Origin of the sequence: Algoriphagus sp. AGSA1 (assembly GCF_021390545.1) — a bacterium.
Classification (GTDB): domain Bacteria; phylum Bacteroidota; class Bacteroidia; order Cytophagales; family Cyclobacteriaceae; genus Algoriphagus.
Window position 1 is genome coordinate 16,081 of record NZ_JAJUWR010000021.1, and the last position, 15,216, is coordinate 31,296.

A 15,216-nucleotide genomic window follows, 5' to 3' on the forward strand; every position below is an offset into this window, starting at 1 on the left:
AAATACACGTATATTTATTCTAAACACGTGTAACTATGAAGACCAAACTTACGCTCACTGTAGAAAAAGATATTGTAGAAAAGGCCAAGCTCAAAGCTGCCAGCAGGGGTATTTCGCTTTCCAGGATGTTTGAGGAGATTTTTGAAAAGGAAAATCCAGGTATCGAGAAAACTCCAGAACAGCTTGCTGCTGCTCGTTTTTTGGAAAGATTAAAAAGGGAGACTCCTATCAAAGCCCTTGAGAAGTCAGACAAAGATTTAATCCGCGAACACCGGGATAAAAAATATGCATAGGATATTTTTGGATACAAATGTTGCACTCGATTTGGTGGCAAATCGGGAGCCATTTATTGAGGATTCTAAGCCATATCTTTCTCTGGTAGCTGAAGGAGAAGCTCAACTTTATATTTCTGAAGTTTCTTTAGGTCTGTTGATTTACATGTCCTTTGACCGGTACAAGCTAGTAGATGCTAAAGAAAAGTTGATTCAATTTATGGGGTTTTGCGGAGTGATTTCAGGAGGAAAGGAAGCATTTTTAAATTCCATGAATTCAGATTTCAAGGACAAAGAGGATGGACTTCAGTATTTTACTGCCGTTGACAACAAAATGGATTTTTTAATAACACGGGATAAGCAAGATTTCAAATCAGCAGATAAAATTCCCGTAATGACACCAAAGGAATTTTTTTCAAGTTAAACCTCTTTTTAAATCCGGCCTGTCCTGATACCACTGCTCCTCAAAGGTCTCTTCGACGACCACATCTGCGGTCAATACTGACCACACCATCCACAGGATCAATATAGGGCCGGAAAGAAACAGCCCCCACAGTAGAAGAGGGGATAGATTAAGTTGAATTGCGGTGACAAATATTACTAGCACTCCCGTGACGATGCCCACCGCTGCCAGGTAGTTTTTCATCTTTTTTGGGTTTTTGTTCTATTTATTAAACTCCCAACACCTTCTGTTTGTTACCAACATGGCTGTAATGAAAAGAGCCCGAAATAAATTGGATAGGGACTTTTTCCCATCTACTTTACTTTCAACTATCCAAATCAAAGTCTTGCATCTTGCTTCTTGCATCTAACATCTAAAAAATGAAGGGATTTCGATTTACTCAGTTTGTACCTACTCAAGATCCTGAGAAGAATACGTTTGATAATCTGTTGAATATATTTCTACAGCTCGTCACCATGACCGGCGGTGATGTGGCGGAAGCTTTGAGTTGGCTGACCAACTTGGACAATCGCTATAATATGACCAATCCCGGGTATGGGATCGGGGACTTTATAGAGGATCTGAAAAGCAAAGGTTACCTGACCGAGGAAAATCAAAAAGGTGAGTTTAAAATCACAGGAAAATCCGAGCAGACGATTAGAAAGTCGGCATTGGAGGAGATCTTTGGCAAACTCAAACGTGGCAAATCAGGGCAGCATAAGACCACCCATTCCGGCCAAGGCGAAGAGCGTGGAACAGACCGCAGAGCTTATGAATTCGGGGACAATCTGGATCAGATAGCCTTAACGGATTCTCTAAGGAACGCACAGGCTAACCATGGTTTTTCCGGAGATTACTTGCTCACCGAAGATGATTTGGAAGTGGTGGAAAATGAATTTCGCTCCCAGACTTCCACTGTGCTGATGATCGATATTTCCCACTCTATGATTCTCTATGGAGAGGATAGGATCACGCCAGCCAAGAAAGTAGCGATGGCTTTAGCAGAACTCATCAAAACCAGGTATCCCAAAGACACACTCGATATCATTGTATTTGGAAACGATGCATGGCAGATAGAAATCAAGGATCTGCCTTACCTGCAAGTGGGGCCCTATCACACAAATACTGTAGCCGGGTTGGAATTGGCGATGGATCTATTGCGAAGAAGAAAGAACCCAAACAAGCAGATTTTCATGATCACCGATGGTAAGCCAACTTGCCTGAAAGTGGGAATCAAATATTATAAAAACGCTTTTGGGATAGATAGCAAAATCCTCGGTGAGACGCTGAAACTTGCTGCGCAATGCCGAAAATTGAAGATCCCAGTGACTACTTTTATGATTGCTTCAGATCCGTATCTGAAGGAATTTGTAAAGGAATTCACCAAAGTAAATAACGGGAATGCCTATTACAGTAGCCTGAAAGGGCTTGGCGACCTGATTTTTGAAGATTATAGAAGAAATAGAACGAAACGCTTTTAAGCACTATGGACTACCAAAAACTGACACCAAAAGAACTCATCCAGATAAAAACACTCGGTCAACTCAAAGCCGCCGGATACCAGCCCAAATCCATCAAAGAAGAACTTCGTGACAATTTGATCCTAAAGATCAAGCGCAAGGAAAATGTATTTGAGGGAATCTGGGGATATGAGGACACTGTGATTCCTGATATAGAGCGGGCTATTCTTTCCCGACACAACATCAATCTGCTCGGACTCCGCGGTCAGGCAAAAACCAGGATTGCCCGAATGATGACTCAATTGTTGGATGAGTACGTTCCGGTGGTTTTTGGTTCAGAGCTGAATGATGATCCACTGGCACCCTTAAGCACTTATGCCAAAGAGAAAATTGAGGAGAAGGGAGATGTTACACCCATTATCTGGTGGCATAGAAATGAACGCTACACTGAGAAATTGGCCACACCGGATGTTTCTGTGGCCGATCTGATAGGAGATGTGGATCCGATCAAAGCCGCTACCATGAAACTGAGTTATAACGATGAGCGCGTAATTCATTATGGTCTCGTGCCGAGGTCTCATCGATCCATTTTCGTGATCAATGAATTGCCGGATTTACAGGCTAGAATCCAGGTGGCATTATTCAATATTTTACAGGAAGGTGACATTCAGATCCGTGGGTTCAAATTAAGATTGCCATTGGATATTCAGTTTGTCTTTACTGCAAATCCTGAAGATTATACCAACCGGGGAAGTATTGTTACACCGCTGAAAGATAGAATTGAAAGCCAGATCATCACGCATTACCCTAAATCAATCGAGATAGGAAGAAGAATCACTGAACAGGAAGCAAATCTGAAAGGTAAGCCTGTGGATAATATCTACGTGCCTGAGCTTATGAAGGACTTGATCGAGCAGATTGCAATCGAAGCCAGAGGATCTGAATATGTGGATGAGAAAAGTGGGGTTTCTGCTAGATTGACAATCTCTGCATATGAGAATTTGATCTCAGCGGCTGAGCGAAGAATGTACATGAATGGCGAGAGCAATACTATTGTACGGATTGCTGATTTGATCGGGGTTATTCCTGCCATCACAGGCAAAGTGGAGCTGGTCTATGAAGGCGAACAGGAAGGCGCAGGGTTGGTTGCGTACAATTTAATTGGAAAAGCTATAAGGACACAGTTTGTCAATTATTTCCCTTCGCCTGAGCAGAAGAAAAAGGAAAAACAAGGGAATCCCTACGTGTTGCCTTTGGCTTGGTTTGGTGAGGGTAACGCACTCGATATCATTGCTTCGCAAGGAGACAAGGACTACAAATCCGCACTTCATTCCGTCCCGGGATTGGAAGAAGTAGTGACGCAACTCGTGAAAAACATACCTGAAAAAGAGAAAGAATTCTTTATGGAATTTGCGTTGCATGGCTTGGCTGAATTCTCCCAGCTCAGCAAAAAAGTATTGGACACAGGGTTACAGTTTAAGGATTTGTTCAGTTCCATGTTTGATATGGGAGCGGGTGATGAGAATGATTTTGAGGAGGATGATTTATAGGGTTGATCACCGCGGAGGCGCAGAGGGCGCAGAGTTTAATTACTACGACTTTGCGCCTTTTGTGTTAGGGAAACTGGATCTTTTTACAAGTTATTGGCAACCCTTTTTACTCCATCGATCAATTTGATGGAATTGAAGTTGATCAGTAATCCAAGTTTAATTCCCATGAGCTTTAAATATGTCAGCAATTGAGCTTTGTGAATAGCTGCCATTTCAGAGACGGTCTTGACTTCTATAATAACTTTTTCCTCAACTAGAATGTCAAGTCTATAGCATACATCGAGCTTAATTCCTTTATACAAAACAGGAACCGGAACTTGAGTTTGAATAGTTAAGCCGATCTGGGACAATTCAAAAGCTAAGCATTTTTCGTAGCTGCTTTCCAATAAACCGGGGCCAAGTTGTTTATGAACCTCAATTGCAGCACCTATAATTTTGGAAGAAATTTCATTTTCGATCATGATAAAAAAAATATAAAACTTTTATAAATAAAGAGTTATGAAGTTAAGATATTTTGGAAAAATCTCTTAGCCCTCTCTCTTGCGTTCTCCGCGCCTCTGCGGTAAATCACTTCAAATGCACCAAAATCAACGCAATCAGCGCCGGGAATCCCTGAACCCAGAAGATTTTTTTACTTGCCGTCAAGGCACCAAAGATGCCGGCGGCTAGTACACAACCCAGAAAGAAAATAGCAACATAATCAGTCCAGACCGGATCTGAAATCAAGAGAGACCAGACCAATCCGGCAACCAAGAACCCATTGTATAGTCCCTGGTTTGCGGCCAAACCCTTGGTTTTGGGAAATAATTCAGCAGGTAGTTGTTTGAACGTCCTTCTGCCGATAGTTTCCCATGCAAACATTTCGAAGTAGAGAAAATAAAGATGGAGAGCTGCAATCGCAGCAATCAGGATATCAGCAAGGAGTTCCATAATGTCAGATTTTCTGAATAAGATAAGCATTAGTACTCAGTGTACAGTCTCAGCACCCAGAATTTTGGATAAATCAGATAAGCTCAAATCCCAATTAATACGGTAGGTTTAATCTATTACTGGGACTGATCACTGCAGGTTGATCGCTATCTTTGTCTCATGCCAGAAACCAATCTTCCTATCGACTTCGAGTCTCAGATGCTCGGATTACTCGGTAAAGCCGAATTTGAGCAATTTAAAATCGCAATCAATAGCCCTTCCCGTACCTCAATCAGATTAAATTCTGCCAAAAATTTTTCGCTTTCTTGGGAAAATACGTCCATCCCTTGGTCTTCAACCGGTTTTTTTCTTGATGAGCGACCCTCGTTTACACTTGATCCGGCAATTCATGCAGGAGCATATTATGTGCAGGAAGCATCCTCGGTTTTTATCGAGCATATCCTTCATTCCTTGAGTATTCCCAGGGGAATTTACCTGGATTTGGCGGCTGCTCCCGGCGGCAAATCTACTTTACTTTCTTCATATCTGGGAAATGAAGGAATGCTGATTGCCAATGAGGTCATCCAGCCCCGAGCTCAGATTTTGAAGGAAAATATCATCAAATGGGGATTGGGAAATACCGTGGTAACCAATAATGATCCAGAACATTTTGAAGCTTTGGAAGGTTTTTTCGATTTGGTTTTGGTGGATGCCCCTTGCTCAGGTGAGGGAATGTTTCGCAAGGATCCGCAGGCTCGAGAGGAATGGTCGATTGACAATGTACAGCTGTGCTCCGCACGACAAAAGCGGATTATGGATCAGGCAGGGGTCTTGGTGAAGGCGGATGGGTACTTGGTGTACAGCACTTGCACATTCAATGAGCGGGAAAATGAGGATATGATACGGTTTTTGACGGAAGAGTTTTCCTATGAACCTGTCAGGATCCCAATTGATACAAGCTGGAACATAAGGGAAACGTCCGTAGAATCTGATGGGAAAACTTTTTATGGCTATCGTTTTTTTCCTCATTTGGTGGAAGGAGAGGGCTTTTTTATCACTGTTTTTAGGAGATCAGCTGAAGCATATATCCAAGAGCCAAAGCGTGTGAAAGACTTCAGACATCCTTATTTGAAGGAAGTCTGGGATAGAGAATCATCCGATCTGGATGAAGAAATGGGATTTGATGGGATCGGAAAATACTATACGTTGAATGATTCCTATTTCAGGATTTCAAAAGACTGGAATCTGCATTTTCAGAAGGCTTCACAGCATTTGAGTTTAAAATATTTTGGCGTGGAGCTGGGCAAAAAGCAAAAGAATGATTGGATTCCAACTCATGAATGGGCCGTCTCAGTTTTGCCTAAAAACAATTTTCCGACACATGAACTTTCGGAAAGAGAAGCAATTGAATTCCTTAGAAAAAATGACTTCGAAGTTGGTGATTTGCCGAGCGGCTGGGTATTGATAACCTACAAAAATCTACCGCTTGGTTGGATAAAAAATCTCGGAAACCGTGTGAATAACTATTACCCAAAGGAGTGGAGAATCAGAATGTGATTTTAATCGAGTAGCTAGTAGTTGGTATCAAGTATCAAGACTTTTCAAAATGTCGGATAAATCTTAATTTTTGGAATGGGAAGGTATCGGGCATCTAACACTGAACCCCAAACTAACTAAATGCAATTGCCATATTGTTGCTTTTCTGCCGGTAAAGAGACTAAAGCAATATAGGATTCGGAAAACACCAGCGTCAAGGCCACTTCGGTCACCCGTCACTTGTACTGAGCTAAGTCAAAGTATCGTTCTTCCGTCCAGTAAAGCAAAGAGAATAGGGTTACTGGCATCATTGCGGATAATTACAAAATATAAATTTCATTCAATAAAATTCACTACTTTCACCGCTGAAATAGTTCTTAACTTTATTTCTTTATCATTCGGAAGAGGTTTTACTTAGCTGTAGATTAATAGGGAATCGTGTGAAAATCACGAACTGTCGCGCAACTGTAAGTAACACACCAAAGACCTTCATCCTCGCATGTCCACTGTCTTCACCACCACGGAGATGGGAAGGACGATGAAAGTCGTTACAAGTCAGGAGACCTGCCTATTCCGACCTGCCTGCCGTCAGGCAGGATTGACGTTGCTTCCGCGAATTGAGGCTTATAGTCAAGTTTGATACGTTTTTCTTAGTGGTATGCATCTGTGTCCAGCGGCTCAGACGTTACCTGCTATGTGCGTGTTACACTTTACTTTTTGTCCCAATTCGCAGCACGGGAAATCAAGCCAAAGAGCTTTTAACTAATTATTCATCATTAAAAGTTAAAAGAAATGCAAACGCATAATCTTGGCTATCCGCGAATTGGTAGCCACCGAGAACTTAAAAAAGCCTGTGAGCAGTATTGGTCAGGCAAAATTGGATTTTCTGAGCTTCTTTCTGTTGGGGAAAGCATCAGAAAGGAAAACTGGACACTTCAAAAAGAAGCAGGAATCGACTTGATTCCCTCTAATGATTTCTCATTATATGACCAAGTCTTGGACATGTCTTTGATGGTCGGAGCCATTCCGGAGCGCTATCATGAGGTGATTTTGCAGAAAGGTGGAAACGAACTGGACTTATACTTTGCGATGGCCCGGGGATATCAGCAAAATGGTCTGGACATCACCGCCATGGAAATGACCAAATGGTTTGATACCAATTATCATTATATCGTACCGGAATTCACCAAGAATCAGGAATTCAAGCTATTTTCGACCAAGGCCATTAAGGAATTCGTCGAAGCAAAACAGTTGGGGATTGTGACTAAGCCTGTGTTGATAGGGCCAGTATCCTATTTGCTTTTGGGCAAGGAGAAAGAAGCTGGTTTTGACAGGATCGACTTGATCAAGAACCTGCTTCCTGTGTACTTTGAAATTCTGAAAAAACTCGATCAACTACACGTAGAGTACGTGCAGTTTGATGAGCCGTTTTTAGCAATGGATCTGACTGAAAAGGAGCAGAATGCTTATTCTTATGTGTATGGAGAAATCAAAAAAGCTTTTCCATCGCTCAAAATTATCCTTGCCAATTATTTCGACTGCTTCGGGGAAAATCTCGAAATAGCACTTTCTCTTCCTGTTCATACCCTTCACTTGGATTTGGTACGCTGCCCGTCCCAATTGGATGATATTTTGGATTCGGGGAAATTGAAAGCCAACGTCAACTTGTCTTTGGGGGTAGTAGATGGCAGAAATATCTGGAAGAATGACTTTCAGAAATCCCTTTCTCTAATTGAGAAAGCTGTTCACAAAATAGGTGCGGCCCGTATTTGGATAGCACCTTCTTGTTCATTGATTCATTCTCCCTGCGATCTGGATTTGGAGACAAATGAAGCAACTCTCCCGGCTGAAGTAAAGCAATGGCTGGCTTTTGCGAAGCAGAAAATCGCGGAGGTAGTGGCCTTGAAAAAACTTGCGGAAAACAATAAGGAGTTAGAGGTTTTGGAAGAATTTTCGCAAAATGTGTTAGCAATCGCCAGCAGAAAATCCTCAACACTTATACACAACCCACAGGTCAAAGATCGGGTAAAAGCTATTGTAAAAACTGATGATCAGCGCAAAAGTGTGTTTTCAATTCGCCAAACGAAACAAAAAGCAGCATTAAACCTCCCACTTTTTCCCACTACGACAATTGGCTCTTTTCCGCAGACTACCGAAGTAAGATCCTGGAGAGCTAGATTTAAGAAAGGCGATTTGACCAAAGAAGCCTACGAAAAGCTACTGGAAGATGAGACCAAAGATTCTATCCTGTGGCAGGAAGAAATCGGTATGGATGTGCTCGTGCACGGGGAGTTTGAGAGAAATGATATGGTTGAGTATTTCGGTGAGCAATTGGCGGGATTTGCTTTTACCAAGTTCGGTTGGGTGCAGAGCTACGGCAGCAGATGTGTGAAGCCGCCGATTATTTATGGAGATGTGTACAGACCTGAGCCAATGACGGTGCGCTGGTCAGCTTTCTCGCAGTCACTTACCGAGAAGCCTGTAAAAGGAATGCTAACTGGTCCGGTGACGATCTTGCAGTGGAGTTTTGTGCGTAATGATCAGCCTAGGTCTCAAACGTGTACTCAGATTGCTTTGGCTATCCGTGACGAAGTAGTGGATCTGGAGAAGGCTGGAATAGGTGTAATCCAGATCGATGAGCCTGCAATCAGGGAAGGTCTTCCACTTCGAAAAGCTGACTGGCAGACGTATCTGGGATGGGCAGTGCGTGCATTTAGGATTTCCGCCAGTGGTGTTAAAGATGAGACGCAGATCCATACACACATGTGTTATTCGGAGTTCAATGATATCATTCAGAATATCGCTGACATGGATGCGGATGTGATTACGATAGAATGCTCCAGATCCCAGATGGAGTTGCTGGATGCTTTTGCAGAATTTAATTATCCAAATGAAATCGGCCCGGGAGTATATGATATTCACTCACCAAGGGTGCCGTCTAAATCCGAAATGATCGCATTGATGGAGAAAGCGAAGGCAGTAATCCCGGCAGCCAATCTATGGGTGAATCCGGATTGTGGCTTGAAAACCCGCCATTGGGAAGAAACCAGAAAAGCGCTGATCGAAATGGTGTCCGCTGCGAAGAAACTGCGTGAAGCAGTGGCTGAGCCTGTGAGCTAAAAATAAGTTGCCTGGCGGAGTAGGATTCCGCTGGGCGATTTTTTCTAACCGCAGTGAGCACGGAAGTTTACGCAGAGAGAACGCAGGTTAATCATTGAGGGACTTGTTTTATCTAGTGAATTCCAAGCTTCCTCTGTAAAATGGATTCTCATTTATTTAGTTTCTTGGACATTCTTCTCTTTATTTCCTCAATATCCATTACTCTACCATATTTTATATCCTCCTCGCTTACCTGTGCAGTAGAATTTAATCTTGCCTCATAGTCTGCTCGATTGGCCAAAAATAGTTTGATTTCTTCAAGCCATTCTTCGCTCTCCACATCTGCTATCATGGAATATATATCTGATCTTAATTTTTCCTTTTTCATAATCTGCTGATTTTTGTCTCTCTAATTTAAGGCTTTTACCAATCAAATCTCCTCAATTACACTTTCTCCTTTTGATCGGTCACCCGAAGTCCATTCCCAGGTTTCGTGGAGGCGGATTTTCCCGTTTTCCAAGATTTCAGGCTTAGAATGGCAAATTCCCGTCATCAATTCGCCTTTGTTGTTCACCTGATGATAGCTCATGTTGATGTTTCCGGACTCGTCCACCAAACCGATCAGATGACCCTTTAGGATTTTTCCGCCGGCATATTCCGCAGTCAGAATGTTACCTTCCTGCCTATAACGAAAAATAGTCTCTGCGGATGTTTCTCCATTTGCGGAGTTTTGGAGCGCACGGAAGGAACGGTTGTTATAATTGATCAGCATAGAGTCCTCTGGCTTTTGCATAGGTTGAGGTTATATTTTTGATCAAAATTAAGCCCTTTCGTGGAAAATTATGGGTTTTCAATTAATCCATCCCCGTATCTTGTGGTATCAAATCCCAAATTTCAACTTCCCCATGAGATCCATTCTTGTTAGTTTTTGTCTTTTATTTTGCTTTGGTGTCCAAGCCCAAATGTTCCCTCACGGGGAAGAGTTTACCAGGCAGGACACCCTGCGTGGCACTATTACTCCCGAGCGAGCTTGGTGGGATTTGCAGCACTATCATCTGGAGGTAAAAGTAGATCCTGAAACAAAGTCCCTTTCAGGTAAAAACACAGTAAGATACAAAGTGCTTGAAGCTCCCCATCAAATGCAGATAGATCTTCAGCCGCCCATGCAGCTGACTAAAGCTGAACAAGATGGTGTAGAATTGGATATTGAACACGATGGTAATGCGCATTTTATCACATTGAAAGCAGCGCAGAATGTGGGAGAAGAAAAAGAAGTCGTATTGACTTTTTCAGGTAAGCCTGTGGAAGCAGTCCGTCCTCCTTGGGATGGTGGCCTCACTTGGCAAAAAGACAGCAATGGGTTGCCTTTCATCGCTAATGCCAATCAGGGAATCGGTGCGAGCATCTGGTGGCCAAATAAGGATCATGGCTACGATGAGCCGGATCAGGGGATCTTGATGAGTGTCACTGTACCGGAAAATCTGATGGATGTCTCCAATGGTCGTCTCATTGGAACTGATCATGACAAGGCCGCCAAGACAAAAACTTATCATTGGGAAGTTAAAAATCCTATCAACAACTACGGAGTAAATATCAACGTAGGCGATTACGTGCATTTCGGCGAGAAATATGCAGGAGAAAAAGGTGAGCTGGACATGGACTACTACGTGCTCCGTGAAAACCTGAAAAAGGCAAAGAAGCAGTTTCAGGACGCTCCTAGATTGATGGAGGCATTTGAGCATTGGTTTGGTCCCTATCCATTCTATGAAGACAGTTATAAATTAGTGGAAGCACCCTATCTAGGCATGGAGCATCAGAGTTCTGTGACTTATGGCAACGGATACATGAACGGATACCTCGGACGTGATTTAAGCGGGACGGGATGGGGATTAAAGTTTGATTTTATCATCATTCACGAGTCTGGCCATGAGTGGTTTGCGAACAATATCACTTACCGTGATGTTGCGGACATGTGGATCCACGAGAGCTTCACGGCTTATTCAGAAAATTTGTTTCTGGATTACTTTTATGGCACGGAGGCCAGCAAAGCATATGTGCTCGGTACCAGAATGGCGATCAAAAATGATATCCCCATCATCGGTACGTATAATGTTAATTCCGAAGGCTCCGGCGATATGTATTACAAAGGTGCGAATATGCTTCATACCCTTCGCCAAATCGTCAATAACGATGAGAAGTGGAGGGGAATTCTCAGAGGGTTGAATGAGGAGTTTTATCATAAAACTGTCTCTACGCGTCAGATCGAAAACTACATCAGTCAGAATGCCGGAATCAACCTGACTCCTGTCTTTGATCAGTATCTGAGAGATATCAGAATACCGATTTTCAGCTATAATCTTGTAGATGGCAAGCTAAATTACCGTTGGGAAAATGTAGTGTATGGCTTCAATATGCCGATCAGGATTTTCGTGGGGGATATGGAATTTGACCTAAGCCCTACAGAGGATTGGAAATCCATGGATGTACCCCAGAAGAACGTACAGGTGAAGGTAGATGAAAACTACTATGTGGGTACCCTGAATATTTCGGGCAATTAAAATCCCATGGTTCTTGGCCCGGTATAGAGTGTTAAATACATCTCTTGAGATAAAATAGGGAATGCACGTGACTGCATTCCCTATTTTATTTGCTCTGTTTTGAAATAAAGCTAACCCTTCATTTTGTATATTTTCCCTTCTGTTTTGCTCATTATATACACGTTTCCTTCAGCATCTTGGCCAAATTTGAGATCGACCCGCTGACCTCCGCAGAGCTCCAGGAGGCTGATTTCTTTGCCTTCAAAAATCACTCCCCAGCTTTTTATGCCTACATTGGGCACATCATCAAGATCGGTGAAAAATAGTCTGCCAGAAAGAATGTCTCCAAAAACAAACATTCCCTGAAGCGGTCCATCGGGCATCACATAGCCGGCAATAATTGCGGCCAGCTCGTCGTGATCCAATTGGATATGAGGATAGGTGACTCCAAAGCTTTCATCATTTTCCTTGAGCTCGAAGATTTCATTGAACTTGCCATAAGGATTGATAATAAACCGTCCCTCTCTGATCGGCCAGCCGTAGAATTTACCCTTTTCTATTTTGTTTAGTTCTTCGATAGTATGCTGACCGATATCGGTAGCATACATGTTGCCCTTTGGATCCCAGAAAACCCTATTGGGATTGCGGAAACCATAAGCGTAAACTTCACCTGCCTTGCCCTCCATTCCAGCAAATGGATTGGAGGCCGGTATTCCGTAGTTGCCATTTGGGCTATCATTTCCTGAAGGATCGATTCGCAGAATGCTGCTATAAATGTCGCTGCCTTTATTATCAGATAGATGTGCGAATCCTTGTTCCGTTAAGCCTCCGTCCCCGAAGCCGATATATAGAAGACCATAGTCTTCATCACCTTTTTTGGCATGCGGATTAAAGGTGATTTCTTGCATGCCATGAGCTTGGGACGGAATATCCACCCTTAAAATTTCCCGATTTTCACCTTCGAATGTATTGGCATTGGGGTCTGCAGCTTTCCACTCCGTCAATATCCATTGCATAAAATGCCGGATGCTGTCCGGATAGCTATAATCCGCTTTTTGGGTGTGGCCTGGTTCGGTATGTGCTGTGTATAATTTTCCATTCTCACTGAACTCCGGGTGAAAAGTGAAGCTGGCCATACCGGTAGCCCATCCTGGACTGCTTACCAGCTCAGGCTTTAGCTCTTTGATGGGCAAATATAACCTTGGTTTTTTATCAATAAGTTCATAGAGGCCGATACGTTGATCGTTAATAAATAGACGGTCTGAAGCTGGGGTAGTTTCCATTTTGGTCATTTTGGCCAAGGGATGGGACGCATCGGAAGCTGGCAGCTGGCTGTACAATTCCAGTTCTATCCTTATTCCTGAGTCGGGGATTGTGTCGGGAATTGGATTTTTGATTCCCCTGAGTGGTAAAGTATCCGGGAGGTGTTTGAATGTATTTAGGTAAGCTAAGATAGCATCCAGCTCCATTTCCTTCAAGTCGGGAAAGGGGGGCATATACACTTTGTACTTTTCGAAAAGCATTACTGCTCTAGGATCCCCGGCTTCAATAATTGCAGATGGATCTTTAATAAATCCTCTTATCCAAGATGATTCTACCGTATGGGTAAGACCACTCAAATTCGGGCCGATTCCGTCATGATCAAAACTATGGCAGGTACTGCAATTATTTTGAAAGAGCGTTTTACCTGCCTCAATCTGTTCTGTTTGGGTGCTTATGTCACTTCCAAAGTCTTTTTTCTGAGTGCAGGAAACAATGGTCAGTGAAGTTGTAAAAAATAAGATTATCAGTTTTTTCATTGGCGCTAAGATGTAGGTTTTTATGGATCGCTCCAAATAAAATTTTTTATCCAAAACATCTGTCCTGTGTTGTCTTTTGTCCATCTTGATTAGGCCAACAGGAAAGTTTTGAAGCTAATTATGAAAGCAATTCCTACCCTGTCCCACTTTCAGCTTCTATAGCTCCTACTATACTTTGCCCAGAATAGCTGAAAGCCTCTACCACCCGTAGGAAGTTATAGAATACATCCCAAAAAAAGTTGGCTATCGGTAGATCCCAATAGCCAATACAACATGTTATTTCTCAATACTAAAGGTTTCATCCTCCAAATAGTGCGGATATATTTTACGGTGCTGTTTTTTCACTTCGGTAATCAGAGACTGGCGAAATCCCTCTACATTCTCCCCATTTGCCGCAGCCATAAATACGGGGGGGATTCCGGTTTTCTTCTCATAAGCATCTGCCAGTGAAGCAAAGTCCACAAAATCGGCTTCTTCCAATTCCAATTCGGTCATTTTCATGCTTTCCTCCTCGCTAGGCATAGTTTCCACCAGATCTATTTTATTAAATACCAGCAGTATAGGCTTGTTTCCAGCATCGATTTCTGAAAGCGTTTGGGTTACCACGGCGATGTGATCCTCAAAATTCGGATGGGAGATATCTACCACATGTACCAATAGGTCTGCCTCTCTGATCTCGTCCAAGGTAGATTTGAATGCGGCTATCAGGTGAGTTGGGAGTTTCCTGATAAATCCGACCGTATCTGATAGCAAGAATGGAACATTGTCAAAAACGACCTTTCTGACCGTGGAATCCACCGTGGCGAAAAGTTTGTTTTCGGCCAGAATATTGGTTTTGGTAATGAGATTCATCAAAGTACTCTTACCTACATTGGTGTAGCCTACCACCGCTACCCTTACTATTCCTTTTCTTCCTTTTCGCTGGGTTTCACCTTGTTTTTCGATTTCACGAAGTTTCTCTTTGAGAAGAGTGATCCGGTTTCGGATATCACGCTTATCTGTCTCTATTTCTTTTTCCCCGGCCCCACCACGGGTAGTGGTGCCACCTCGCTGTCGCTCAAGGTGGGTCCATAGATTGGTCAGGCGTGGAAGCAGATATTGGAAGCGGGCAAGTTCCACCTGTGTCTTGGCCTGGGCGGTTTGTGCCCTTTTCAGGAATATATCTAGAATGAGCAGAGATCTGTCGTAGATCTGCACCTTGAGTTCGTTTTCCAGGTTTCTCATCTGGGAAGGCGACAGATCATCGTCGAAGATGACCATATCCACTTCAAAATGCTTGATATATGCCTGGATTTCTTCAAGTTTTCCGGAACCCACAAAGGTTTTGATGTCCGGCTTTTCCATTTTCTGGGTAAATCGATACACAGTCTTTGCGCCGAGTGTCTCCGTAAGGAAAGCCAATTCATCTAAGTATTCCTCCGTTTGCTGATCCATCTGGTGCTGACGGACCACACTTACCAATATGGCTGTTTCTTCTTTTGGTGCGGTTTCGTGGAGTTTTTGGAGTTTGCGCGAATGTTTACTCATAAAGTTGTGTGCTATACCAAAACAATGCAAAAGTTGAAACTTTAGTTTCGCATTTCGTTAGAAATGGTAATTTGTAGCAATGTTT

At 42.9% G+C, this 15,216-nt stretch carries 14 protein-coding genes and 1 riboswitch; of the genes, 7 read left to right on the forward strand and 7 right to left on the reverse strand.

The genetic code is table 11. The features are described from left to right. Window positions 1–35: 35 nt before the first annotated feature. Window positions 36–293: a DUF6364 family protein gene (locus LZF95_RS16715; RefSeq protein ID WP_233756168.1), complete on the forward strand. Its 258-nt coding sequence runs from the start codon at window positions 36–38 to the stop codon at window positions 291–293. Further along, a complete protein-coding gene (locus LZF95_RS16720; RefSeq protein WP_233756169.1) occupies window positions 286–696 on the forward strand; it encodes a PIN domain-containing protein in 411 nt (136 codons plus the stop codon). Before LZF95_RS16715 ends, LZF95_RS16720 begins: the two co-directional genes overlap by 8 nt. On the opposite strand, the gene LZF95_RS16725 is transcribed toward LZF95_RS16720, so the two are convergent. Continuing rightward, window positions 688–918 (reverse strand): hypothetical protein, encoded by a 231-nt coding sequence (locus tag LZF95_RS16725; protein WP_233756170.1) that lies wholly within the window; start codon window positions 916–918, stop codon window positions 688–690. The two genes, LZF95_RS16720 and LZF95_RS16725, sit on opposite strands and share 9 nt — an antisense overlap. 176 nt (window positions 919–1,094) lie before the next feature. Here LZF95_RS16725 and LZF95_RS16730 point away from each other — a divergent pair, with 176 nt between their 5' ends. Then, window positions 1,095–2,195: a VWA domain-containing protein gene (locus tag LZF95_RS16730; protein WP_233756171.1), complete on the forward strand. Its 1,101-nt coding sequence runs from the start codon at window positions 1,095–1,097 to the stop codon at window positions 2,193–2,195. Window positions 2,196–2,200: 5 nt separating this feature from the next. Then, the gene (locus LZF95_RS16735; protein WP_233756172.1) at window positions 2,201–3,724 is read left to right on the forward strand and encodes a magnesium chelatase; all 1,524 of its coding nucleotides are present in this window, start codon (window positions 2,201–2,203) and stop codon (window positions 3,722–3,724) included. Window positions 3,725–3,807: 83 nt separating this feature from the next. Here the strand turns inward: LZF95_RS16735 and LZF95_RS16740 are convergent, their stop codons facing one another. Together LZF95_RS16740 and LZF95_RS16745 are read right to left on the reverse strand one after the other, a co-directional pair. Beyond that, on the reverse strand, window positions 3,808–4,185 hold the full coding sequence (locus tag LZF95_RS16740; protein WP_233756173.1) for a GxxExxY protein: 378 nt from the start codon (window positions 4,183–4,185) through the stop codon (window positions 3,808–3,810). 106 nt (window positions 4,186–4,291) lie between these two features. Continuing rightward, on the reverse strand, window positions 4,292–4,654 hold the full coding sequence (locus LZF95_RS16745; RefSeq protein ID WP_233756174.1) for a DUF1304 domain-containing protein: 363 nt from the start codon (window positions 4,652–4,654) through the stop codon (window positions 4,292–4,294). A 159-nt stretch (window positions 4,655–4,813) separates the two neighbouring features. Between LZF95_RS16745 and LZF95_RS16750 the strand changes: the two genes are divergently transcribed. Next, on the forward strand, window positions 4,814–6,190 hold the full coding sequence (locus LZF95_RS16750; protein WP_233756175.1) for a tRNA/rRNA cytosine-C5-methylase: 1,377 nt from the start codon (window positions 4,814–4,816) through the stop codon (window positions 6,188–6,190). 367 nt (window positions 6,191–6,557) lie between these two features. Next, window positions 6,558–6,756: riboswitch (cobalamin riboswitch) on the forward strand. A gap of 205 nt (window positions 6,757–6,961) precedes the next feature. After that, entirely contained in the window at window positions 6,962–9,289 is a 2,328-nt protein-coding gene (gene metE, locus LZF95_RS16755) for a 5-methyltetrahydropteroyltriglutamate--homocysteine S-methyltransferase (protein WP_233756176.1), read from the forward strand. Between the two features lie 148 nt (window positions 9,290–9,437). Here the strand turns inward: metE and LZF95_RS16760 are convergent, their stop codons facing one another. Both LZF95_RS16760 and LZF95_RS16765 read right to left on the reverse strand, forming a co-directional pair. Further along, window positions 9,438–9,656, reverse strand: coding sequence for a hypothetical protein (locus tag LZF95_RS16760; protein ID WP_192347594.1), 219 nt, complete (start codon window positions 9,654–9,656; stop codon window positions 9,438–9,440). Window positions 9,657–9,698: 42 nt separating this feature from the next. After that, entirely contained in the window at window positions 9,699–10,061 is a 363-nt protein-coding gene (locus LZF95_RS16765; protein WP_233756177.1) for a n-acetylglutamate synthase, read from the reverse strand. Between the two features lie 169 nt (window positions 10,062–10,230). Here LZF95_RS16765 and LZF95_RS16770 point away from each other — a divergent pair, with 169 nt between their 5' ends. Beyond that, entirely contained in the window at window positions 10,231–11,826 is a 1,596-nt protein-coding gene (locus tag LZF95_RS16770; protein ID WP_233756178.1) for a M1 family metallopeptidase, read from the forward strand. A 110-nt stretch (window positions 11,827–11,936) separates the two neighbouring features. Here the strand turns inward: LZF95_RS16770 and LZF95_RS16775 are convergent, their stop codons facing one another. Then, a complete protein-coding gene (locus LZF95_RS16775; RefSeq protein ID WP_233756179.1) occupies window positions 11,937–13,604 on the reverse strand; it encodes a PQQ-dependent sugar dehydrogenase in 1,668 nt (555 codons plus the stop codon). 276 nt (window positions 13,605–13,880) lie between these two features. Continuing rightward, window positions 13,881–15,131, reverse strand: a complete 1,251-nt coding sequence (hflX, locus tag LZF95_RS16780; RefSeq protein WP_233756180.1) for a GTPase HflX — start codon at window positions 15,129–15,131, stop codon at window positions 13,881–13,883. Window positions 15,132–15,216 lie beyond the last annotated feature (85 nt).

Coding starts and splice junctions, on each gene's coding strand:
- LZF95_RS16715 (WP_233756168.1), top strand. CDS start 36: ATGAAGACCAAACTTACGCTCACTGTAGAAAAAGATATTGTAGAAAAG.
- LZF95_RS16720 (WP_233756169.1), top strand. CDS start 286: ATGCATAGGATATTTTTGGATACAAATGTTGCACTCGATTTGGTGGCA.
- LZF95_RS16725 (WP_233756170.1), bottom strand. CDS start 918: ATGAAAAACTACCTGGCAGCGGTGGGCATCGTCACGGGAGTGCTAGTA.
- LZF95_RS16730 (WP_233756171.1), top strand. CDS start 1,095: ATGAAGGGATTTCGATTTACTCAGTTTGTACCTACTCAAGATCCTGAG.
- LZF95_RS16735 (WP_233756172.1), top strand. CDS start 2,201: ATGGACTACCAAAAACTGACACCAAAAGAACTCATCCAGATAAAAACA.
- LZF95_RS16740 (WP_233756173.1), bottom strand. CDS start 4,185: ATGATCGAAAATGAAATTTCTTCCAAAATTATAGGTGCTGCAATTGAG.
- LZF95_RS16745 (WP_233756174.1), bottom strand. CDS start 4,654: ATGGAACTCCTTGCTGATATCCTGATTGCTGCGATTGCAGCTCTCCAT.
- LZF95_RS16750 (WP_233756175.1), top strand. CDS start 4,814: ATGCCAGAAACCAATCTTCCTATCGACTTCGAGTCTCAGATGCTCGGA.
- metE (WP_233756176.1), top strand. CDS start 6,962: ATGCAAACGCATAATCTTGGCTATCCGCGAATTGGTAGCCACCGAGAA.
- LZF95_RS16760 (WP_192347594.1), bottom strand. CDS start 9,656: ATGAAAAAGGAAAAATTAAGATCAGATATATATTCCATGATAGCAGAT.
- LZF95_RS16765 (WP_233756177.1), bottom strand. CDS start 10,061: ATGCAAAAGCCAGAGGACTCTATGCTGATCAATTATAACAACCGTTCC.
- LZF95_RS16770 (WP_233756178.1), top strand. CDS start 10,231: ATGTTCCCTCACGGGGAAGAGTTTACCAGGCAGGACACCCTGCGTGGC.
- LZF95_RS16775 (WP_233756179.1), bottom strand. CDS start 13,604: ATGAAAAAACTGATAATCTTATTTTTTACAACTTCACTGACCATTGTT.
- hflX (WP_233756180.1), bottom strand. CDS start 15,131: ATGAGTAAACATTCGCGCAAACTCCAAAAACTCCACGAAACCGCACCA.